This is a genomic window from Absiella sp. AM29-15, from assembly GCF_003434225.1.
Lineage (GTDB): Bacteria > Bacillota_I > Bacilli_A > Erysipelotrichales > Erysipelotrichaceae > Hoskinsella > Hoskinsella hominis.
On the sequence record NZ_QVFL01000026.1, the window covers coordinates 1 to 20,979 of the forward strand.

At 34.4% G+C, this 20,979-nt stretch carries 21 protein-coding genes; 12 read left to right on the forward strand and 9 right to left on the reverse strand.

Annotated features, from left to right (window positions below; translation table 11 throughout):
- Positions 1-222 precede the first annotated feature (222 nt).
- Complete coding sequence (locus DW761_RS19630) at positions 223-1,305, reverse strand: helix-turn-helix domain-containing protein (protein WP_117519099.1); 1,083 nt, start codon at positions 1,303-1,305, stop codon at positions 223-225.
- Positions 1,306-1,741: 436 nt separating this feature from the next.
- Between DW761_RS19630 and DW761_RS19635 the strand changes: the two genes are divergently transcribed.
- From DW761_RS19635 to DW761_RS19655, 5 genes are all read left to right on the forward strand, one after another.
- Positions 1,742-2,167 carry a hypothetical protein gene (locus DW761_RS19635; protein ID WP_147323338.1) on the forward strand — a complete coding sequence of 142 codons (426 nt, stop codon included), beginning with the start codon at positions 1,742-1,744 and terminating at the stop codon, positions 2,165-2,167.
- Between the two features lie 127 nt (positions 2,168-2,294).
- Complete coding sequence (locus DW761_RS19640; RefSeq protein WP_117519101.1) at positions 2,295-3,728, forward strand: DEAD/DEAH box helicase; 1,434 nt, start codon at positions 2,295-2,297, stop codon at positions 3,726-3,728.
- Positions 3,729-4,151: 423 nt separating this feature from the next.
- Positions 4,152-4,811: an ABC transporter ATP-binding protein gene (locus DW761_RS19645; RefSeq protein WP_117519102.1), complete on the forward strand. Its 660-nt coding sequence runs from the start codon at positions 4,152-4,154 to the stop codon at positions 4,809-4,811.
- The gene (locus DW761_RS19650) at positions 4,808-5,794 is read left to right on the forward strand and encodes a hypothetical protein (RefSeq protein WP_117519103.1); all 987 of its coding nucleotides are present in this window, start codon (positions 4,808-4,810) and stop codon (positions 5,792-5,794) included. Before DW761_RS19645 ends, DW761_RS19650 begins: the two co-directional genes overlap by 4 nt.
- Before the next feature lie 194 nt (positions 5,795-5,988).
- The gene (locus DW761_RS19655; protein WP_117519104.1) at positions 5,989-6,618 is read left to right on the forward strand and encodes a MerR family transcriptional regulator; all 630 of its coding nucleotides are present in this window, start codon (positions 5,989-5,991) and stop codon (positions 6,616-6,618) included.
- A gap of 55 nt (positions 6,619-6,673) precedes the next feature.
- Here the strand turns inward: DW761_RS19655 and DW761_RS19660 are convergent, their stop codons facing one another.
- The 3 genes from DW761_RS19660 to DW761_RS19670 form a co-directional block, all read right to left on the reverse strand.
- Complete coding sequence (locus DW761_RS19660; protein WP_117519105.1) at positions 6,674-6,883, reverse strand: hypothetical protein; 210 nt, start codon at positions 6,881-6,883, stop codon at positions 6,674-6,676.
- A 120-nt stretch (positions 6,884-7,003) separates the two neighbouring features.
- Positions 7,004-8,167 carry an aminotransferase class I/II-fold pyridoxal phosphate-dependent enzyme gene (locus tag DW761_RS19665; RefSeq protein ID WP_117454928.1) on the reverse strand — a complete coding sequence of 388 codons (1,164 nt, stop codon included), beginning with the start codon at positions 8,165-8,167 and terminating at the stop codon, positions 7,004-7,006.
- On the reverse strand, positions 8,167-8,655 hold the full coding sequence (locus tag DW761_RS19670; protein ID WP_117454927.1) for an Lrp/AsnC family transcriptional regulator: 489 nt from the start codon (positions 8,653-8,655) through the stop codon (positions 8,167-8,169). The genes DW761_RS19665 and DW761_RS19670 overlap by 1 nt, the downstream gene beginning before the upstream one ends.
- A 143-nt stretch (positions 8,656-8,798) precedes the next feature.
- Here DW761_RS19670 and DW761_RS19675 point away from each other — a divergent pair, with 143 nt between their 5' ends.
- From DW761_RS19675 to DW761_RS19690, 4 genes are all read left to right on the forward strand, one after another.
- Positions 8,799-9,302 carry an RNA polymerase sigma factor gene (locus DW761_RS19675; protein ID WP_117454934.1) on the forward strand — a complete coding sequence of 168 codons (504 nt, stop codon included), beginning with the start codon at positions 8,799-8,801 and terminating at the stop codon, positions 9,300-9,302.
- A complete protein-coding gene (locus DW761_RS19680) occupies positions 9,289-10,416 on the forward strand; it encodes a hypothetical protein (protein WP_117519106.1) in 1,128 nt (375 codons plus the stop codon). Before DW761_RS19675 ends, DW761_RS19680 begins: the two co-directional genes overlap by 14 nt.
- 159 nt (positions 10,417-10,575) lie before the next feature.
- Positions 10,576-11,898, forward strand: coding sequence for a serine hydrolase (locus DW761_RS19685; RefSeq protein ID WP_158552710.1), 1,323 nt, complete (start codon positions 10,576-10,578; stop codon positions 11,896-11,898).
- A 192-nt stretch (positions 11,899-12,090) separates the two neighbouring features.
- Positions 12,091-12,927, forward strand: a complete 837-nt coding sequence (locus DW761_RS19690) for a hypothetical protein (protein WP_117519108.1) — start codon at positions 12,091-12,093, stop codon at positions 12,925-12,927.
- A 44-nt stretch (positions 12,928-12,971) separates the two neighbouring features.
- Here DW761_RS19690 and DW761_RS19695 read toward each other — a convergent pair whose 3' ends face one another.
- Complete coding sequence (locus DW761_RS19695; RefSeq protein ID WP_117454923.1) at positions 12,972-13,988, reverse strand: lysylphosphatidylglycerol synthase transmembrane domain-containing protein; 1,017 nt, start codon at positions 13,986-13,988, stop codon at positions 12,972-12,974.
- Between the two features lie 140 nt (positions 13,989-14,128).
- Here DW761_RS19695 and DW761_RS19700 point away from each other — a divergent pair, with 140 nt between their 5' ends.
- Positions 14,129-14,683, forward strand: coding sequence for an NAD(+) diphosphatase (locus tag DW761_RS19700; RefSeq protein WP_117519109.1), 555 nt, complete (start codon positions 14,129-14,131; stop codon positions 14,681-14,683).
- Here DW761_RS19700 and DW761_RS19705 read toward each other — a convergent pair.
- Positions 14,678-15,301, reverse strand: coding sequence for a YigZ family protein (locus DW761_RS19705; protein ID WP_117454921.1), 624 nt, complete (start codon positions 15,299-15,301; stop codon positions 14,678-14,680). The two genes, DW761_RS19700 and DW761_RS19705, sit on opposite strands and share 6 nt — an antisense overlap.
- 245 nt (positions 15,302-15,546) lie before the next feature.
- Between DW761_RS19705 and DW761_RS19710 the strand changes: the two genes are divergently transcribed.
- Positions 15,547-15,999 carry a hypothetical protein gene (locus DW761_RS19710; protein ID WP_117519110.1) on the forward strand — a complete coding sequence of 151 codons (453 nt, stop codon included), beginning with the start codon at positions 15,547-15,549 and terminating at the stop codon, positions 15,997-15,999.
- 77 nt (positions 16,000-16,076) lie between these two features.
- On the opposite strand, the gene DW761_RS19715 is transcribed toward DW761_RS19710, so the two are convergent.
- Positions 16,077-18,035 carry a maltodextrin glycosyltransferase gene (locus DW761_RS19715; protein WP_117519129.1) on the reverse strand — a complete coding sequence of 653 codons (1,959 nt, stop codon included), beginning with the start codon at positions 18,033-18,035 and terminating at the stop codon, positions 16,077-16,079.
- 125 nt (positions 18,036-18,160) lie between these two features.
- On the opposite strand from DW761_RS19715, the gene DW761_RS19720 reads away from it, so the two are divergent.
- A complete protein-coding gene (locus DW761_RS19720) occupies positions 18,161-19,315 on the forward strand; it encodes a hypothetical protein (RefSeq protein WP_117519111.1) in 1,155 nt (384 codons plus the stop codon).
- Between the two features lie 33 nt (positions 19,316-19,348).
- On the opposite strand, the gene dapB is transcribed toward DW761_RS19720, so the two are convergent.
- Positions 19,349-20,065 (reverse strand): 4-hydroxy-tetrahydrodipicolinate reductase, encoded by a 717-nt coding sequence (dapB, locus tag DW761_RS19725; RefSeq protein WP_117519112.1) that lies wholly within the window; start codon positions 20,063-20,065, stop codon positions 19,349-19,351.
- Complete coding sequence (gene dapA / locus DW761_RS19730) at positions 20,062-20,934, reverse strand: 4-hydroxy-tetrahydrodipicolinate synthase (protein WP_117519113.1); 873 nt, start codon at positions 20,932-20,934, stop codon at positions 20,062-20,064. The genes dapB and dapA overlap by 4 nt, the downstream gene beginning before the upstream one ends.
- Positions 20,935-20,979: the final 45 nt, after the last annotated feature.

A 20,979-nucleotide genomic window follows, 5' to 3' on the forward strand; every position in this document is an offset into this window, starting at 1 on the left:
TAAAGACAAAATCAATTTGGTTTCATTAAGACATTATCATATTCGAATCATAAAAGTAAATCATATACGTAATTTTAGCATTGCATTTTTAGGTAAAAGATATATAATATGAATGACCGTAGTACCCGCACCTCTTACTGTAGCAAGTAATGTGGCTCAGGGTACTCTTTTAATTTTAGGAGAAGTGTAACAAGTTTCTCCATTTATACGTTCTGTTTTACATTATAAATCTTCTAAGAATCTATCGATTCCTTTTTCTTTGTATTGTTTTATGATATCCTGAAAACGTTCATCCTGTTGTATAAATGAATATTCTTCATGTTCAGGATTTGCCAAATCATAAAGTATCTGTTTAGACAACATCTGAGTCATTTTAGGATTGTTTTCTTTACTTGGTATATGTTGATACAAAACTGATGCTTGCATCTGCCAGGGCAGAGAGAGGGTTTCCAGGATATCTTTTAAACAGGCAATTGAAGCATCCACATCTTTTTTCTTTACCGCAAGTTCAAATGGTAAAACACGACTGGTATATTCCCATAAATCAAGAATTTTTGCGATAGTTTGAAATTTATCTGCGAGCATATCACAATCATTTATACGACCTTGTTGCCATGCGATATTCATCAAAAAAGAAAAACAAGCGTGAAGATCATTAGTTATACGAAGCAATTTTTGTTCCATCAACTTACAAGCTTCATCCAGATTACCTTTCTGCTTTTCGATTGTCGCATGAATCTGTTGACGATCAAATGGTAACTCATCAGGCAATTCCTTTAATAATTGTTCGGCTTTTTCATAATGCGCTTGTTCCATCTCATAATAGATAATTCTCGTTGTCGCATACTGCGTAATTTGTGTATCTTTACTATTTTTTAAATCATGATAGTAAGCTTGTATCTGATTGATATGAGCAACTATTTTTTTCTCATTGGTAAACATACCAAGGCCATCTAATGTGATTGTGATATTCAGCTTTAGTTTATCACTGTTAGGATATTCCTGAAGCTTTTTTTGTGCCAGTGTAAAGCATTCATCTAAAGTATGCTCACGTGCAAAATTAGCTAATTCATTTACAAACTCACCTATTTCTTGATCACTTAATTCTTCTTTGAAACATAATAAGGTATTTAAATCAGTATCTAATAATCTGGCCAAAGCAGGAAGTAAGGTAATATCAGGATAAGAAACTGCCTTTTCCCATTTATTTACCGCAGGAGTAGAAACTCCAAGCGAGTTGGCGACCTGTTCCTGTGTTAATCCTTTTTCAATACGTTTTGTTTTTATAATTTCATTTATTTTCATAAAACACGCTCCTAAGTTACTTTCATTCTATCAGATATCAAAATAGTACACAATTGAACGTTTGTTATAGAATTGGTTAAAAAAATTGATTATTAATTAAAAAAGGCATAGCTTCATCGCCATGCCTTATACAAAGGACCTTATTTTGAGAAAGTAGATTCTTCACAGCCAAATAACATTATACATAAAGCTGCGCCAATGATTTGTAAGACTTTCTTCATAATTAGTGCCCTCCTTGTTTCTACACTCCTATTATAATGGGTAATTTTGTATTTGTCTTGTCATTTTGGTGACATTAGGATTACAGTTTTGTAAGTTTTGATAACTGCCTGTTGCTATCAGTTGATAATTTAATAAGAAAAACATAAGTGTTTCTTCATAATTTGGAAATCATGTAATGGTAAACTATGAATATAAAAATGGAGGAAATAATCTTATGAAAAATACCAATAAAAATGCAGTAGTTTTGGACATCGTAATTATCTTTTTTATATTATTATCTAACTTTATTTATATACTTATTTTAAAACAGCTTCACGAACCATTCATATATCAAGATGATATCATTTATATCCTTCCCTTTTTTATAATGATATTTGCCCACAAAGCTTTGATAAAAGGGAAAGCCTATTCTCTATGGCTGTATCTAATTATCTTCAGTTATGGTTTAATTTATTTATCACAAAAATTCATGAATTATCATTATTTATTTTATTTGACGGAAATTGGTTCTTCATCTAATATCTTTATTAAAACAGAATTACAGTTATTGATTATGTTATTGTGCAGTCCATATATATTATTTACACTTTATTTTTTGTGGAAAAATTATAAAATATTAAATAATCATAGTGATAAATAACGTTTTTTATATTGTTTATGAAGATGATTTCTAGTTTGATTGCTTAATGATGTTTGATTAATTTTTTAAACTGTGCAATTTCTATCTACTTCCTGTATAATAGGGAATGGAAATGAGAGTGAATAAAATGAAATTTGAAGATTTTCAATTAGATACAACAATTTTAGAAGCATTAGACAAACTAGGATACGAAGAACCATTACCAGTACAGGAAGAAGTTATTCCTTTAATTTTAGAAGGGAAAAACGTCATCGTCAAATCTAAAACCGGAAGTGGAAAAACAGCATCTTTTGCGATTCCGGTTATTGAGAATATTATATGGGATGAACGTGATCCACAATGCTTGGTATTAACACCAACAAGAGAACTTGCCTTGCAGATCAAAGAGGAATTTGATAATATAGGCGCATACAAACGTTTAAAAAGTGCCGCAATCTTTGGGAAACAGCCGTATCGTTTTCAGGTACAGGATTTAAAACAGCGCTGTCATGTTGTTGTAGGAACACCAGGTAGAATTTTAGATCATTTGCAAAGAGGCACGCTAAAATTAAACAATATAAAAACATGTATTATTGATGAAGCTGATGAAATGCTGAATATGGGGTTTATTGATAATGTAAAAGAAATCATGGGTTATTTCCCTGGAAATTTAACTACCTGTTTATTTAGTGCTACTTATCCACCAGCGATACAGGAATTAGCAACCAGCTTTATTCCAAATGCAAATATGGTGGAAATCGCAAGTACTCATGCAGTTACAGAACTTGTGACACATTATGCATATCGTATGAAAGAACATGAAAAACTTGATTTTTTAATCAAGCTGCTTTGCCAGTTACAGCCAGCAAGTTGTATTATTTTTGCGAAAACGCAGGAGCATGTAAAAGAAGTGTGTGATGCATTATATAAACTTGATTTAAGTGTTGATAAAATCCATGGTGGCATGCTTCAAGAAGATCGTATGGATAATTTGAATGATTTTAAGAAAGGCAAATTGAGAATTCTTGTAGCGACAGATGTTGCCGCAAGAGGAATTGATATCAAGGATGTTTCTCATATTATAAACTATGATATGCCAAATCAAGCGGAAACCTATGTACATCGATTAGGTAGAAGTGGACGTGTAAATGCAAGTGGTGTTGCAATTTCACTTATTGCACAATATGATGGTGCACGTGTTGCGTCATTAGAAGAATTTTTAAATGAATCATTAGATATCAAGGATACGAAAGAAATCTTAGAGGTTATCGTTAATGAACAGGCATTAGAAGGTTTGCGTCATCCAATCGAAATTAAAGAAGAAAAAGGCAAAGAACTTCGTAAGGATACAATGAAGATTTATTTAAATGGTGGAAAAAGTAAGAAAATTCGTGCTGGCGATATCGTTGGTGCAATCTGTGAAATTGAAGGTGTCACAGGTGATGATATTGGTGTCATTCAGATACAGGATCGTCAATCATATGTAGATATCCTACATGGGAAAGGAAAAATCGTTTTGAAAGCATTACAAAAGAAAACTATCAAAGGAAAACAATTGAAGGTTCAAAAGGCGAAAGATTAGCGATTGAAATATATCGCTTTTTTTAATCATGAACGAGAAAAATTTTAAGGGGATATTGATTATGTAAAAAAATGATATTTTAATTATCTTTACTATTGAAATATATATTATATTAGTGATTATGCATCCAAATTATTTCGAAAAATATGATTGTTATTATTTTGATATAAACCAATGCGCTCCAAATACGCTCCGATACGCTCCGATATGCTCCAATGCGCTCCAATACGCTCCAAATACGCTCCAAAGGGTGCCAAATACGCTCCAAAGGGTGCCAAATACGCTCCAATGCGCTCCATAATCAATTATTTGAGGACAGTACAAAGCTGTCCTTTTAATTTTTTTGTAAAAAATTCTTAAGAAATATTGACTTTCCCCTTAGGGTAGAGCATATAATTCATCGCATAGACAGGAGGCATTCAAATGAATTCTATAAAAATTGAACATCTATCATTTGCATATGATGAGGTGGATGTATTACATGACTTTTCCTTAGAAATAGGAGAAGAAGGTTGTGTGCTATTGGCAGGAAGAAATGGCAGCGGTAAAAGCACACTATTAAACCTATTATGTGGCAGTCTTTTGCCATATGAAGGAAGTGTTGAGCGAAATGGTATACATATAGGTTATTTACCTTTTGATTCTCCTTTGATAGAACAATTAAGTGTACTAGATAACTTACGATATTTCTATCGCTGTTTTCATCATCAGGATTTCGATTTACAGAGTCCGTTTGTTCAAAAAGTATTACAAGCCTTGTCAGTAGACTATTTAAATCAACGTGTAAACAAATGCAGTTCTGGGCAAAAACAAAAGGCAGGGATTGCGATGATTTTATTAAGTGGTGCAGATATGATCGTGATGGATGAACCATTTGTGGCAATTGATTCAAAAAGTGTCATTAACTTGATTGAACTTTTGCAAGAAATGAAAGAACATACAACTTTTTTATTAACCACTCATACGATTGATCAATTAGAGCCATTAGCGGACCGCCTGATTTTATTAAATGAAAAAGGTATAGCAATAGATACAAAAGATAAAAATCAGTTACATGCATATTTCAAAGGTGATGTTTTATGAGATGGAAAATGATTTGTAAAGATCAAGACTGGAAATATCTTGCAATCGTGATGATTCTAGCGTTTCTTTATGCGTTTGGTACTTATAATGAAGATTCCTTAACAATCGTTGTAGGAATCTTAGAGCCAATGACACATGAACAGCTAATGATGTCGATATCTGCTTTTCCGGCATTTGCTTTATTATTTCTGTTTTACCGGATTATGGCACATCACGAAACCGAAGGACGATGGAAAACATTATTAGCATTTCCAATCCAAATACGAAAGTATGTCGCAGGGCTTCTGCCATTTGCTTTTATAGCGCAACTGATACCATTCTTATTATCACAGTTGATATATTATATATTATCTTCAACGATTTCGCTTTCCTTTATAAGCTTTATGCTTGTTTTACAAATTGTTTATTATGTGTCATTTTTTTACGCTACCTTTGCGACAAAAAGTGGTTATTTTGGGGAAGGAATCAGTGTAAATATCGTAAATCCATTAAGAGAATTAATGCCAATATTTTTGATGTTTTGTATTTTAAATATTGGTAACTGGATATCTTTTATCACCAAATATCAGTTCATTATCTTATGCATCTGTTTACTGTTTTTATTAAGACTATTTTGGCATCTGCCTTATCTTATGATTATGAAACAGCATCGTGAACTTATGGTGGAAAGATTATTTTGTGGAAAACAGGCAACTGCAATAGAAAGAAAAAAACAAAAACAGCAACAGCGGATAGATAAAGTATTACAATATATATTTCAACATTTTCCATGGAAAGGAAAGAATTACTGGATATGGGTTGCGATTATTGATGTCAGTCTAAAACAAAAAGGCTACCCCTTATGTATCGCATTATTTTTCATGTTGCTTGCGATTGATCAAGGACAGCCTGTATTTGGATTATGTGCGTACTTGTGTATCATCTATTTTCTTTACTTTGTTTATACACAGAAAAAGGTGATAGAACGCGTGTCAATTAAATAATTACATGAATGCAGATTCGTCGTATCCTAAACATACGATACAGAAGATTGCTTTAGCGATTTGTAAGAATTTTGCCATCATGTATCCCTCCTATCATTGACATCTATAGTATAATCAAAGTAGAAAAAAACTGCGTGTGATTGAACTTACAGTTTCATAACAGATTTGTAAGTTATGGTTAGAAGGTGTAATTTATGTTATTTCATGAAGTAATCAAAGAAACAGGTATCACAAAAAAAGCGTTATTATATTATGAAGAAAAGGGATTGATTGAAGTTTTGCGCAATGAGAACGGCTATCGTGAATATCGTGAAGATCAATTATTGATTTTATGGAAAATCAAAGTATTGCGGCAACTAGACTTTTCTATTTCTGAAATCGAAAATATCTTAAAGAAGGAGCATGATGAAGAAATCTTTCAAGACCATTTTAATGAAATTGATAAACGAATGGCACTATGTCGTATACAAAAGGCGTATATCAAAGCTGTATATAATCAAAAAGATGAAACATGTTCAACCTATGCCCGAATGGATCAGGAATTGAAGGAGGAATACGAATTTCAGGATAGTGTCAAAATCACAATGCAGGAAGATAATAAACAATTCACATCTAAATATTTTATGGAATTTATGATGGGATGCTTTTTACTGTTTTGTGATAAAGACTGGCTGCCGATTGTGGGATTGATTATGGTACTGCATGTGCTATATATTTTTGTAAGAAGCTCTGCAGATCAAGATGGATTGCTCAGAGTGTATATATCTAGTATGAAGGAACTATTGCGTAAATGGAAAAGAAAAAACAAACGAGAGGAATCATGATCATAAGATTCTTCTCGTTTTGCTTTGCACATGTCATAAAATATTTGCGTAAATATTATATCGCAAGAAACATGAGCATATAAAGTGGAAATTGTTTGATGCACCCTTGTGTACTGATATTATATATAGAAAAATATTTTGCTAAATCCTCATAATAATCTTTCATGCTTTGCTGTTGCCGTTCTCTTACTTTTACAGCTATTGCTACTTTCAGTAGGCTGCCACTGGTTATATTCATAGCACATGTTGCAACTTTTATGTACATATTTCTTGCATCAAAACAATTTTCATGTACATAAAAATTGCAAATTAACAACTTTTATGTACATAAAATATGCAAAAGGCAAAGAAAAAGGTATATCGAATATACGATATACCCTGAATATTAGCGATAATTACGCATGAAGTGATCGATTCTTTCGATTGCTTCTTTGATATGCTCAATGCTATACGCATAAGATACACGGACAAAGCCTTCACCAGCATCACCAAAGGCTGTGCCTGGGACACAAGCTACTTTTTCTTCTGCCAATAATTTTTCACAGAATTCATCACTTGTTAAACCGGTAGAGCGAATATCTGGGAAGATATAGAAGGCACCATGAGGCAGATGTGTTGGCAAGCCAATACGATTAAAGCCTTTTGTGATAAAGTTTCTTCTTGATTCATAGGCTTCTTTCATTTCCGCAACATGAATATCACCATTATGAAGTGCCTCAATCGCACCATATTGTGCAGCAGTAGGGGCAGACATAATAATGTACTGATGGATTTTATTCATAGCAGCAGTGAACTCTTTGTTGGCAAGGGTATAACCTAAACGCCAGCCAGTCATCGCAAAGGCTTTTGAGAAACCGTTGATAACAATGACCTGATCTTTGATTTCCTCAAAGTTCGCAAGTGAACAGAACTCTCCATCATATGTTAATTCAGCATAAATTTCATCACTGATGACGATTAATTCATGTTTCTTGATGATTGGCACAAGCTTTTCATAATCTTCTTTCGTCATGACACCACCAGTAGGATTGCTAGGATAATTTAACAGCATAACCTTGCTTTTTGGAGTAATGGCAGCTTCCAGTTTTTCTGGTGTTAATTTAAATTCATCTTTATGCTCCAATTTGATATGCACAGGTTTTGCGCCACATAATTCTACACTTGGTGTATATGCGACATAACATGGCTCCATTAAGATAACTTCATCTCCTGGATTAACAAGTGCACGCATGGCGATATCAATTGCTTCACTGCCACCAACAGTCACAATGACATTATCATTTGGATCATAATCCAGATTGAAACGGCGTTTTGCATAGGATACGATTTCTTCTCGCAGTTCTAATAATCCCTGATTTGCAGTATAGTGCGTTCTGCCTTCTTCAATGGAATAGATTGCGGCTTCACGAATATGCCAGGGAGTATCAAAATCAGGTTCACCAACACCTAAAGAGATAACTCCTTCCATTTGAGAAGCTAAATCGAAGAACTTACGGATGCCACTGGGGCGAATCGTCTGTACTTTTTCACTTAGAAATTTTTCATACATTATGGCGTCACAACCAATCTTTCGTTATGTTTTTCTTCTTCGTCAAAAATAACGCCGTTTACTTTATATTCTTTTAAAACGAAGAAAGTAGATGTGGAAACCACGTTTTGTGTAGGCGCTAATTTTGTGCCAACAAAGTTACTGACTTCCTGCATCGTTTTTCCATAGATAATTACGATGAATTCACTTTTTCCACTCATAAGATACATAGTATCTACTTCAGGATAACGGTATATATTCTTCGCAATCTTGTCATAGCCATAATCACGTTCCGGTGTGACTCCTACTTCAATCAACGCCATCACTTTTTCTTTATTTGTCTTATCCCAGTTAATGATCGTGTGGTATCCACAAATAATTTTTTTCTTTTCCAGATCACTCATCGTATGAATGACACTGTCTTCGTCTTCTAATAAAACATCTGCCAAATCTCTTGTAGAGTAACGGGCATTTGTTTCCAGAAGAGATAATAGTAATTCAGTCTTCATTTTTCATCACCTTTTCTATAATATGTATCTATTGTATAATGGATTCAAAAGGAAGTAAACCAGGAATTTTCATAGGATTCTTAAGATTTTGAAATAATACATGAAAACAAAGCGTTATATTTATGAAAGGAAATGGAAGAAGTATGGATAAACAGGAGGAAATGTTGTGTGAAACGATAGATGATTTCATTGACCGCTATGGAAATATGGTTTATCGCGTCGTACTACAACATATGCAGCATGAAGCAGATGCTCAGGATGTTTTACAGGATAGTTTTGTGAAAATCATGAACGCAAAACGACCCGAATTTGAAAATGTTTATAAAGAAAAAGCATGGGTACTACGCATAGCAATCAATACATGTAAAGATCATTGGAAACATGAACGTATCAGAAAAACAGTAGAATTAAAGGATCAATATGCACAAGAGGAAACCTACACACCCCTTGTGGTTTTGCCATATGTTAAAAAACTGCCACAGAAATATCGGGATGTTGTTTATCTTTTTTATTATGAAGAATACAGCGTAAAAGAAATCGCATCTATTCTAGGAAAGAAAGAAGCAACGATATTAACATGGTTAAGGCGGGCAAGAAAATGTTTAAAAGAGATGTTGGAAGGAAGTGATATCTATGAAGAAATATAAAGATGATCTGAATCATTTTAAATTAAATGAACAACAGATTGCTCAGCTGAAATATCAGGTAAAAACGAATCAGACAGTTAAAAAACGTAGAAAAAAAATTTATCTGCCAGTGGGAATCGTCATCATTACCGCAATACTCATCATCTTTTTAATTCCCAAGTCACATGTTTCTTATGGTGCGATCACTTATCTGCCCAATATTCCACAAATAGAAAAAAAGACCTATACACCACAAAGCTATGATTGGCTAGGTGGTGGTAAATTTGATTCATTATTTGATAAAAACCGCAAAGATGTTTATGATAACACATATGAAGATATCAAAGCATTGCCTGTATATCGATATCAAAATGTAAATCTTCAAGCCGCAGAGATTGGTGATTTTGAGGACAATTTTTTAAAGGAACGTATGCAACTTGCGAAAGAACAGCTACAAATGGAAGGACAGATTCAATCATCAAATGATTATGATGTAAAATATCACTTAGAAGATGATGAAAAAAATGTTTCTGTATATCGTGATGCCTCCATTCATATCCAATATAAACAGGAAATAGAAAGAAGTACTATAAGCAATAGTGAAAAAATGCTTCAACTTGCGAAACAATATCAATCAGTTTATGCGCAAACAAGAAAGATTACATCACCTATATATCATGTGATTGAAACAGGACCTGATGCATTAGAAGTTTTGATTACTCAAAAAAGTGAAAACGCACCAATATATGCGGAAGGTAAAGATGCCATTCATTTTACAATAATAGATACATTAGAAGCAGCGTATCCCTGTATCGTGCTTCCTTATCAAAAAAATATTGAAGAAGTGGATACAATGCCTTTGATTAGTAAAGAAGAAGCTGAAGAAAAACTCTTACAAGGAGATTATTATTACTTTTTCCATCATACAGAGTTCACAAAAGAGGACATCATTGGATATGATTTATTATATCCTACACTTAAGCGGATACGAACATTTTTACCATATCGTCTGCCTGTATATCGCTTTTATATTCTAAAAGCGGAAGGTATTTATTTTTGTGATGTTGTCGCAATTACAAGTGATGCCTATGAGCGTTTGGCAGATATGAATCCTTACACAAAACAGAAGCCGTGAAAAATAATTGAAAATTAGAAAAAATCAAAAAACAGTATCCTAAAATCAGGAAAAAACGTTAAATTTATGAAATACATCGGAAATACAATTCACGTATACATTATGTCGCATTACGTGATAAAATAATATTACATTGTAGATATCAAAGGGGAAATGATTATGGCAGTGAAGAAAAAGAAAAAATTAAAAAGAAAGATAAAAATTATACTTTTATTATGTTTAAGTATTTTATTGGTTGGCTGTGCTGGTGCAGCTTATTATATCACACAGGTATATGAAGATATTACACAAAAAGTGAAAGAAGTGACGTTAGATTATAATGAAAAAGCACCAACCAACAGTTCTTATTATTTTGAAGGACAACGAAGTGATGAAGAATTTGATTCCTCTTTATTCAAGTTTGATGAAATCAAAGACTATACAGTTACCTTACATTTCAGAGATAAAGATTATCCAGTGATTTTTCACGTGGAAGATCATGTGAAACCAAAAATCACACTCCCTGTGAAGGAAGTAGACTTGTATAAAGGATTTTCTATTAAAGATCTATATACCGCAAAAGATGAAAAATCAAAAGTAAATGTGACACTCAACATGAAAGAAGAGGACTTTACTGTAGGGGAACATGAATTTTGTGTAAGTGCAAAAGATCAAAGTGGCAATACAGAAAAGAAGTGTCAAGTTATCAATGTGATAGACAGCACGCCAAAAGTAGATGTAGTATCAAAGGTATCCTTTGATTATGATTATAAGAATATGAGTTTAGAAGCAATCTTAAAGGATTATATGAAAAAAAGAGGTCTTACCACACAGGTTGCGATTAGTTTTCATAGTTTTACGACAGGTGAAGAGTATTTTGTGAATGGTAATCAATGGATGGTGGCAGGAAGTACTTATAAATTGCCTTTGAATATGTATTATTATGAACAGGAAAATGCTGGAAAGATATTACAAAGTGATTTGCTGCTTTATGAGAAAGATGATTTTGAAGAAGGTGGACCAATCGGGGATACAAAGAAACCCGGAGATAAGATATCTATCGCAGACCTGCAGTTTTATAGTATCGTTTACTCTGACAACACAGCATCCCGTATCCTGTTTAAAGGCATAGGCGGCTGGGGAAGCTATCGTGAAGCAATTAAAAAATATAGCTCCATTAATTATGAAACGCCATATTATTCCAACAATATTACTGTACATTATATGAATGATGCACTTGTATATTTATATCAGCATCTAAACAGTTTTCCTGAGCTGTCACAGCGATTATATGGAGTTGCGCCAGGAGATTGTCTGAAGCGTTATTTAGATGTGCCAATTATGCAGAAGGATGGCTGTTATGGTAGTGCTTGGAATGCCGCAGGACTGGTAATGAGTGATCATCCTTATGCAGTATCTGTATATACTTCTCTTGGGGAAGCAGGGAAAAATGTAATGGGTGAAATCAATGTGCTTTTATATAACTATGCACAGGCACATTAATACAATGAAAAAGTGAAAAAAATGAAATAAAGATTGAATTATTTTCAAAAGGTTGTACAATAAAATTAGGAAAACAACAAAATGAAAGCGCTATGGTTCCCACTCATCATCGGGAACCTATTCATATACAACAGTGACATAGTTCCATTTATCTTCAAATGTCAAACATACGTCAAGGAAAGGAGGAAAACTATGGCAATTTATGATATTTTGAGTGAAGTTCAAGATGCTAGAGAAGGGAATACCGGAATTTGTGAATTTAATGGCTTTTTAGAAGATTATCTTTCCACGATAGAAACAGTAGAGGGCAAAGAGGAAGTTTATACTTTATTATCAAAACTGTTTGAAAAGGACTGTAATCTCAAGATTTGTGTAGGTCTGAGATTAAATATCAATAAAGATGCAATCGCAAATCAAATCATCCGTTATAAGGATGCATTCAAATTGCCTAAAGGAAGCATTGTATGTCCTTACGTAGTATATGGGAAATTCGATGACGTCCAAAAGGCAATCATATTGACATTAGGAGATAAAGAAGAATATGTGAAAGCAAAAGCGTTGTATTATGTAATGAGCGAACCAGAAAATGAATATGAGGGAACTCGTAATGAGATTATCGCAGACTGTATGAATGAGGAAAACGTGGAGCTGATGCTTCAGGCAGTTGATTCATTCTTCTTCCAAAACAGTAAAGCAGGTATCGTTCAGCGTAATCTGGATTCTAAAATGTTTGAAAGTTATGCAGAAATGTATGATTTGGCAAATCAGATGGGTAAGGAACAGGAAGCGTCTTTAAGGGAAACGCTTGCGGCCAGTGAAAACAAGGAAGCATGTATCAATACCTTTATTGCGAATTGGTTCCTTTTGAAGAAATTCTCTTATGTACAATACATGATGGATAAAAATAATCTGAATGCTGTACATGAAGGAAATGTAAAACGTCAGCGCCAGGTTGCGAAAGAAAAAAGCGATGCAATCGGTTTTGTGTCTTTCAGTGAACTATGGAAATTAGCAAAAGAAGTTCGTTAAAATAAACGGTGGAATATCATCTATTCGATGATGCTTCACCGTTTTTAAGCATTTTTGGTTTTTATGATAAAGAAGATACATCCACCAATCAAAATATTCAGATAATATGTCGCAAATCGCCATAAGATCATGATACTGCTGGCATATATCTTTCCAAAAGGTACGCTGAATATTAGTATAAAGGCACTTTCTGTCCAGCCTGAATCTCCTGGTAATGGTGTTAAAGCATTTAACATATGAATAAAACATGACAATAGTAAAATTGTCATGATATCCTCAAAACTTAAAGGCAGGCCTAATCCAATCCCAACCAGATAAGGGATACTGTAATAAATAATTTGTCTTAATAAATCAATAATCACACCTTTTTTAATCAGACGCTTATCTTTTTTTAACTGTTTGATTTCCTTTGTGAAATATTCTACCTGAAGATTCCACTTTTCTAAGATTTCCTCTTTCTTTTTAATGATATGAAACTTTTCCCCAAGGGAAACGACTTTTTCACTGATCCAGGTATATAATTTAGGAAAATGCGACATGGTCCACAGAATCAATATAACGGAAGCATTGATGCATAGACCTGCCAAAACCAATAGGAAATAACCAGAAAAGGTATGAATAGAGAAAGTGAAATGTGTCATAATCAAAAGACATGCAAAGCCAACCACTACACTTTGGTAAAGAAAAAACTCTTTCCACAAGATACTTGCGATATCTTGATAAGAAATGGCAAGTTTACGAAAAGCATAAGTCTGTGCTACCTGTCCACCACCCAAAGGTGTCACCCCATTAAAGAATGCGGCAATATAAGCGTTGTAGCAGCCATCCTTGAAAGTTACATCTTTTTTATATGGCTTTGTGATCGTATATAACATATATCCCTGTAAAAGATAATATAAAATACCAAAAAGAAATATAATACCAATCCAGACAAGGGATACGCTTTTTAGATTATGCAGAACTTCTTGATAATCATCCTTAAGCGCAAACCAGAAAGCAAAGCTAATGAGCCCTATCAACAATATCATTTGCGCAATTGTTTTTTTCCAGTTTGTTGTCATACATGTCTTCCTTCCTTTACTATCGTATGCTTATTTTGTTAGTATAGCACTAAAATTCATGAAGAAATGTAAAAATATGGTTAAGTATTGCGTAGCATCCCTGATTTGCCGTATACTAATAGCAATTGGAGGTAGATGTAATGAAGTATTGCAGTACATGTGGACATCCACTTATTTTAAAAGAACATGAACATGAAGGAAAGATACCTTATTGTGAACAGTGTCAAGAATATCGTTTCCCTGTATTTAGTACAGCTGTTTCCATGGTGGTATTAAACCCTGATAAAGATAAAATATTATTAATTAAACAATATGGCAGAGATCATAATGTACTGGTCGCTGGATATGTAAATCAAAAGGAATCTTTAGAAGAAACATTAATTCGTGAGCTGGAAGAAGAAATTGGTCTGAAGGTAAAAGCTTATCGATATAATCGCAGTGAATATTTCCCCAATACCAATACCCTGATGTGCAATTTTACAGTAGTGGCTAATGATGAGTGTTTGGATCATGTCAGTGATTGGGAAGTAGATGAGGCAAAGTGGTACAGCTTTGAGGAGGCAAAACACGAGGTAAAACCTTGTTCCTTAGCTCAGCGGTTTTTATTTGATTTCTTTAAGAAATGGCAGGATGCAAACAACCGCTATGATTTCAGCTGGATGGAAGTCAAAGATACAAAAAAGGAATCGTTATGATTCCTCTAATGTAATATCCATATCTATTATAACATCTTCAATAAATTCAGGAAGGAAAGCACCATTGCTCATTTCACTGATATCCTCATCAATTGCATCTTTTACTAGAAATGTATAAGTTACCTGTTCATCATATACCTTATCTAATATGATAATATGATTTATACGCAGGTAATGGTCAAGTTTTCCAATCAGGTCATAAGAAAATGTGAGAGAATATTTCTTCATATTTTCTTTTTTTGTGATAACAGCGTGCTGCAGGGCATTGGATACACTTTTAGAATATGCCCGAATCAATCCACCAGCACCTAATTTAATACCGCCAAAATAGCGAACAACAACCGCTGTGATATCCTGCATCTGAGAATGCATTAAACATTCCAGCATGGGTACACCGGCAGTACCAGAAGGTTCCCCATCATCATTGCTTCGTTGTAATTCATTATGTTCACCAATCACAAAGGCATAACAATGATGTGTCGCATTGGGATGTTCCTTCTTGATTTTTAAGATAAACGCTTTTGCGTCTTCTTCACAAAAACTTTTATGTAAATAGCACAGGAAGCGGCTTTTTTTGATATCCAGCTCTTCCATATGATCTTCTTTTAATCTGTACATAATATCACCGTATCTATTATATCGGAAAAGAAAATATAAAAAAAGAAAATTCGTTTGTGTATGTAAAAAAAAGATACCTAGCGCTAAGAAAATATGGTATCATGATAAGGTAAGGGCAATATAGATTGTCTGATTCATGCAGATCTTTCATGGTATGAAAAAAATTGCGATGGAGGGCATAAGCAATCTTTTAAATCCATACAAAAGACCTGTTATGAATATGCATAATTGACAGGGGTATCCATATGAAAGAAGTTAAGACGAAGTTTAAAGAGGAACAGATGTTCTATGGCTTTAGTACAATTTCCAATGAAAAAGAAGCAAAGAAAGACATGCTTGAATTGATTGACCGTATCAGACGTGTCAGTAAATGTGATACAGTTCTTCCCTATGTTGCGTTGATCAAAGATTTTTATCAGGATGAAGGAGAATTTCAGCTGTTTGTTGGAAGAATGGAATATCACCCAGATCTGGAAAAGCTGGTGGTTGTGGAAGGCGATTTTGCGACTGCGGAAATCGAACCGACTTTTGGTCGTTTCTGGAGAAAGGCGATTACTTCTACAGAGCGCTACATGGAAACAAAATGGGCGGATAAAAATGGTTATATACCAGGCAGTGTAAAATATCTGTTGTTTAGTGAAAAGATAAAAAGTGAACATCCTACATTGGATTATTATATGCAGATAGAAAAGAAATGAAAAACATAAAGTCACATTTGACCTTATGTTTTTTTTGTGGAAAAAAAGAAGTGAATGAGGTTTCACTTCTTATCTAACTATTGTGCCTTAAATTCAATAAACTTAATTTCTCCCGGCGCAAAGTCCATAGGGATATTCTGGAAATCATCCATGAATACATCATGGATATAAGGATCATTTGTGGAATAGATCTGTAAGATGCTTTGATAACGGAATGGCAGCTCACTCATTAAATTCTCCGTGTGGATATGTAAATGAACACTTTGATGTACATTGGTATTACATACCACCAATAAAGCTTTATCTTCCTTTACATAAGTAAAGCCGATACCAGCATCTCTTGGTGTATCAAACCATACAGGGATACATGCCTGTGGTGTATGGATTTCTTCTATATACTCCTCACGGATGTGATTGGCGTGCTCCATTAATGTAGGCAATGTATTTAAATCATGAGCAAAATAGTTATAATAATAACGATCAATATATGCCTGCTTCAGATAACGGGTATCTGATTTAGGAAGGGAGTACAAATACTTTTGATCCCCGTATTCACTAAGCTGCAGTGGCTGTACCTCATAGCTTTCCACACCATTCATATACATAGGAATGCCATTTGGTAAAAACAAATTCATGATACTTAACATATTTGTCAACGTCTTGCCATTTTCTAAACAGCTGCTTCTTCTGGAATCATAAAATTCACTGGCAGCAAACATTGGACATACACAGCCTTTTAACTGATAAGCAAAGTTGTGGAAGCGATATTGTTCAATCTGGGTTTCTTCATAAGCACTGTTTCCAGATATAGCATCATATCCTTTACGTTTCCATAAGGCACCATTTTCATGAATGGTATCTTCCGCAATCATCACAAAGCCTTTTTTATTTTTCTTTGCCTGTACAGCCATTTGTTTCTGAAGCTTTTCCGGAATCAAAAATGGTTTACCAAGGAAAATACCATCCACCTGTAACTCATTCTGATACCAGATGATATTCTCTGTTAAAGTATCCCAAAGTGTTGTGAACGGTTTTTTGGCAGGATGCAAATCTGCACGGATGATATCCTGTGTCATATAAGGGATACCGGCTTTTTTCAGCTCAGCAGGTGCGTGTGTATGAATATCTTCATAGAAGCGAAAATATGTTGTATCCTCATCAATAGGAAGATTGGCGTTGATTTGATCAGAAAAAGCAGGTGCTAATACTTTCTTACAAGGATCATCATGTTTCACAAACTTTTGGATATGCTCCTTTACATCCTCACTGCGATAAAAATCCTTTAAAGTATAAGAAAAAGGCAGTGTATTTTGTGGTAAAGCATGACAGATTGGCGCATGATAGTTTTTATATTCCTCTTCTTTGATCCAATAGAAATATTCTGGACACTCTCTTGCGTAGAAATTATCGATAGACATTTTACCAGGACAATATTCCAGTATCACATGAAATCCTAATAGATGACAGGCTTCCATGAAGGCAATACACTGTTGCTTGGCAGACAGCTGTGGTACCAAAGGATCCTTTAGCTGATCGTCAATCAAACGGAAATCCAAAACACATTCTTTATTAGAATAATCATGTGTGGTATGCGTTTTTCCTAAACTGAATATCTGATGAAGCAGGATGGTATTGATACCCATACGCTTATAAAATGGTAAAAGCAGCATTGCCTTTAAAAAGGTTCCATTATCCTTTAGACCATATAAATTTTCTTTTAAACTGTCGTCACGGTCATGATCCCATGCACTCGCACTGCGGATATGTAAAGAATAGATGTTTGCTTTTTTTAGCCAGTCTTTTTTCACAAGTGACTGTGCTTTTTTCAGTTTTCCTTTTTCATCAAAAAACAGATGTTGGAAAGAATAATGATAAAATGCATAAGGATTTACAAGTATTTCGTTATTTCTTAAAATCCTTGTGTTGGAGTAGCCGAATAAATTCCAGGACTGGGGAAGTGCATAATTAAAGATATCCTTTTCATGAATTTCAGCTTCTTTTTCCAGGTTTTGTAAGAGTAATGGTAAATATTTCATAAAATGCCCCCTTTTCGTCGTTTGCGTCGTGTTTTTAGCATCACCTTTATTATACCGTGGAAATCCACATTCTTCTACAAATTTTACACCTTTTCGCTGATAGACTTTTTCATTAGGTGATAAAAATGAAAAAAATCGTATGGTATCTTCTGTTATGTATGACATTAAGTTCTTGTACATTATCAAAGGATTCCTCTGTGGAACTGGAAAAACATGCATCTTTGCAGGTAGAAGTATCAAATAAAGCATATGGTAAGGCATTGGTATCTTTATGGAATACGCTGTATCCTGAACAAAAAGATGCCATTCATATCGTAAGTCCGGATAATTGCTTCCATCAGCAGTTTTATCATGATATCGAATGGGTAAATGATTGTGATGCATTATCAAAACGTACATATGCTTTGGCTTTTGATATAACCTCTGCTTATGATGTTCCATCAAGCTTAAAACGTACATCTTTAGAAGATTATTTTCAGCCAATAGAAGGGAAGGGGATGCTGTTTGTATATGCACAACCCATGCTGGATACATATTCGATCAAAGAAGATGAAATCTCAGATTTTATGAATTATCATAACCCACATATGTATTACTATAATCATTATGCTGATCAGATTCTTCCATTATGGCTCTCTCATTATGATCCAGACAGCGGGGTTTCAATGGAGGATATATTTATGGAGGATGCATTTTTAGACTGTATTCAGCAAATGAAAGATTTTTATCATGAACATCAATTAGAAGATGATCCATATCATGCGACAAACTTTTTTACACAAGGGTATTTTAGTGGCTTGTTGCCTTCACAAGAGATAAAGAAACAACCATATTATGCCAGTCAACAGTTACATATCAAACCAATGCCATCACTTGATGAACAGGGCTATTCGCCCTATGCGGATACCTATGGATTTATGGTAAACAAAGACTGTCCCTATCCTAATTGCGCAAAGGCATTTATGAATATGGTACGCAGTAAAGCAGGCATCCAAGCATATCTTGATCATAATGATGGGGTGGTATTGCTTCAAAAAGAAGATATTTCAGACTTTCATATCTATGATGCTTTGAATAAAGAAATGATCCAGGCGATGAATGGCAGTCGTTTATGGAGTATGGGAGCTATCAAAGAAAAACCATCAATTCATTATAAAGATTTATATCTGAAAACAAATATTGTATCGATCTTACAGAATGGGATCGTCGCTAATAAATCTGCGAAAACGATCCAAAAAGAAATTCATGCATATAGTAAAGCGTGGTGTTTACACCAATAAAAAACCCTTACCTATGATGATAAGGGTTGCTTGTTAGTTTTTGAATAATAGATCCTTCATGGTATAGCTGCCATTTTCTTGTGTCATCAGAAATTCCGCTGCACGAATCGCACCATTCACAAAGATTTGACGACTTGTTGCTGTATGGGTGATTTCAAAACTTTCATCATCCCCTAAAAACATAACGGTATGTTCACCAGCAACGGTTCCACCACGTACTGCATGGATACCAATTTCTTTCTGGCGTTTTCCAACCATGCCATTACGACCGTGTACTTCTTTATATTCATGATCAGGATTCATGGTTTCCACTAATAATTTCGCAGTTCCACTTGGCGCATCCTGTTTCTGGTTATGATGTTTTTCAATCACTTCGATATCAAAACCATCTTCCAGCATGGGTGTAATCAATGAAAGAACTTCTTTAAACACAGCGATACCAAAAGAATAGTTCGCAGAATAAATCACACGATTGCTGTCTTTTAAATCTTCAATCTGTTTACGCTGTAAATCATTTAAGCCTGTGGTACCACAAACCAGGGCAGCACCACTTTTCTTCACATAGGGAATCATCCATGACAGATTATCTGGATGAGAGAAATCAATGACACAATCCACTTTTTCCTGTAAAGCATCTAAATCCTGGCAATTGGTAATATCCACTACCATGACGACCTGATGACCATGCTCCTCTGCTGTTTTCTTTACCAGCTGTCCCATTTTACCAAAGCCGACAACTACGATATTCATAGTCCCACCTCATGCAATGCCTGTGCCAGTACTTCTTTATGCGCATCACTCATTTCACATAAAGGCAGACGATAACCGCCAACGCCTTTGCCCATAATATTCAATGCTTCTTTTACTGGAATTGGGTTGACTTCAATAAATAAAGCGTGAATCAAATCCAGATATTTTAACTGAGCTTCTAATGATTTTTTAACATCGCCATTCAGATAGTCTATAACCATATCATGTGTTTCCTTTGGCAATACATTGGCAAGTACAGAAATGACACCACTAGCACCTAAAGACAACATACTGGTAATCATATCATCATTTCCACTGTACATTGCGAAATCATCATTTAAATAACGTGCAATGTTGGTAGCGTATGAAATATTTCCACTGGCTTCCTTGATGCCACAGATATTTGGATGTTTACTTAATACTTTCACAGCATCTTCACTGATTGCGACACCAGTTCTTCCTGGAATGTTATACATGATAATTGGAATATTCACAGCATCCGCAACGGCAGTAAAGTGTGCAATCATACCCTGATTATTCGCCTTGTTGTAGTATGGAGAAATAATCAACAGATAATCTGCGCCCATTTTTTCGTATTTTATACTCTTTTCCACAGCTGTCTGTGTACAGTTGCTGCCTGCGCCAACAATGACTGGCAAACGCTTGTTGATAACCTTTAATGTGAATTCCACAACTGCGTCATCTTCTTCATGTGTCATGGTAGAACTTTCACCAGTGGTACCCAATACTAGAATACCATCTGTGTGATTGGCAACATGCCATTCCAATAATTCTTCAAGTTTTTCAAAATTTACACTGCCATCTTCGTGGAACGGTGTAATCAATGCTACAATACTACCCTTAATCATAATTGCTTCTCCTTTCGTGGTTCTCTTAGAATCACTTATCTTCAA

What these genes read in the sequence shown, in the direction of transcription:
- DW761_RS19630 (WP_117519099.1), bottom strand. Translation starts at nt 1,305, where the DNA reads ATGAAAATAAATGAAATTATAAAAACAAAACGTATTGAAAAAGGATTA.
- DW761_RS19635 (WP_147323338.1), top strand. Translation starts at nt 1,742, where the DNA reads ATGAAAAATACCAATAAAAATGCAGTAGTTTTGGACATCGTAATTATC.
- DW761_RS19640 (WP_117519101.1), top strand. Translation starts at nt 2,295, where the DNA reads ATGAAATTTGAAGATTTTCAATTAGATACAACAATTTTAGAAGCATTA.
- DW761_RS19645 (WP_117519102.1), top strand. Translation starts at nt 4,152, where the DNA reads ATGAATTCTATAAAAATTGAACATCTATCATTTGCATATGATGAGGTG.
- DW761_RS19650 (WP_117519103.1), top strand. Translation starts at nt 4,808, where the DNA reads ATGAGATGGAAAATGATTTGTAAAGATCAAGACTGGAAATATCTTGCA.
- DW761_RS19655 (WP_117519104.1), top strand. Translation starts at nt 5,989, where the DNA reads ATGTTATTTCATGAAGTAATCAAAGAAACAGGTATCACAAAAAAAGCG.
- DW761_RS19660 (WP_117519105.1), bottom strand. Translation starts at nt 6,883, where the DNA reads ATGTACATAAAAGTTGCAACATGTGCTATGAATATAACCAGTGGCAGC.
- DW761_RS19665 (WP_117454928.1), bottom strand. Translation starts at nt 8,167, where the DNA reads ATGTATGAAAAATTTCTAAGTGAAAAAGTACAGACGATTCGCCCCAGT.
- DW761_RS19670 (WP_117454927.1), bottom strand. Translation starts at nt 8,655, where the DNA reads ATGAAGACTGAATTACTATTATCTCTTCTGGAAACAAATGCCCGTTAC.
- DW761_RS19675 (WP_117454934.1), top strand. Translation starts at nt 8,799, where the DNA reads ATGGATAAACAGGAGGAAATGTTGTGTGAAACGATAGATGATTTCATT.
- DW761_RS19680 (WP_117519106.1), top strand. Translation starts at nt 9,289, where the DNA reads ATGAAGAAATATAAAGATGATCTGAATCATTTTAAATTAAATGAACAA.
- DW761_RS19685 (WP_158552710.1), top strand. Translation starts at nt 10,576, where the DNA reads ATGGCAGTGAAGAAAAAGAAAAAATTAAAAAGAAAGATAAAAATTATA.
- DW761_RS19690 (WP_117519108.1), top strand. Translation starts at nt 12,091, where the DNA reads ATGGCAATTTATGATATTTTGAGTGAAGTTCAAGATGCTAGAGAAGGG.
- DW761_RS19695 (WP_117454923.1), bottom strand. Translation starts at nt 13,988, where the DNA reads ATGACAACAAACTGGAAAAAAACAATTGCGCAAATGATATTGTTGATA.
- DW761_RS19700 (WP_117519109.1), top strand. Translation starts at nt 14,129, where the DNA reads ATGAAGTATTGCAGTACATGTGGACATCCACTTATTTTAAAAGAACAT.
- DW761_RS19705 (WP_117454921.1), bottom strand. Translation starts at nt 15,301, where the DNA reads ATGTACAGATTAAAAGAAGATCATATGGAAGAGCTGGATATCAAAAAA.
- DW761_RS19710 (WP_117519110.1), top strand. Translation starts at nt 15,547, where the DNA reads ATGAAAGAAGTTAAGACGAAGTTTAAAGAGGAACAGATGTTCTATGGC.
- DW761_RS19715 (WP_117519129.1), bottom strand. Translation starts at nt 18,035, where the DNA reads ATGAAATATTTACCATTACTCTTACAAAACCTGGAAAAAGAAGCTGAA.
- DW761_RS19720 (WP_117519111.1), top strand. Translation starts at nt 18,161, where the DNA reads ATGAAAAAAATCGTATGGTATCTTCTGTTATGTATGACATTAAGTTCT.
- dapB (WP_117519112.1), bottom strand. Translation starts at nt 20,065, where the DNA reads ATGAATATCGTAGTTGTCGGCTTTGGTAAAATGGGACAGCTGGTAAAG.
- dapA (WP_117519113.1), bottom strand. Translation starts at nt 20,934, where the DNA reads ATGATTAAGGGTAGTATTGTAGCATTGATTACACCGTTCCACGAAGAT.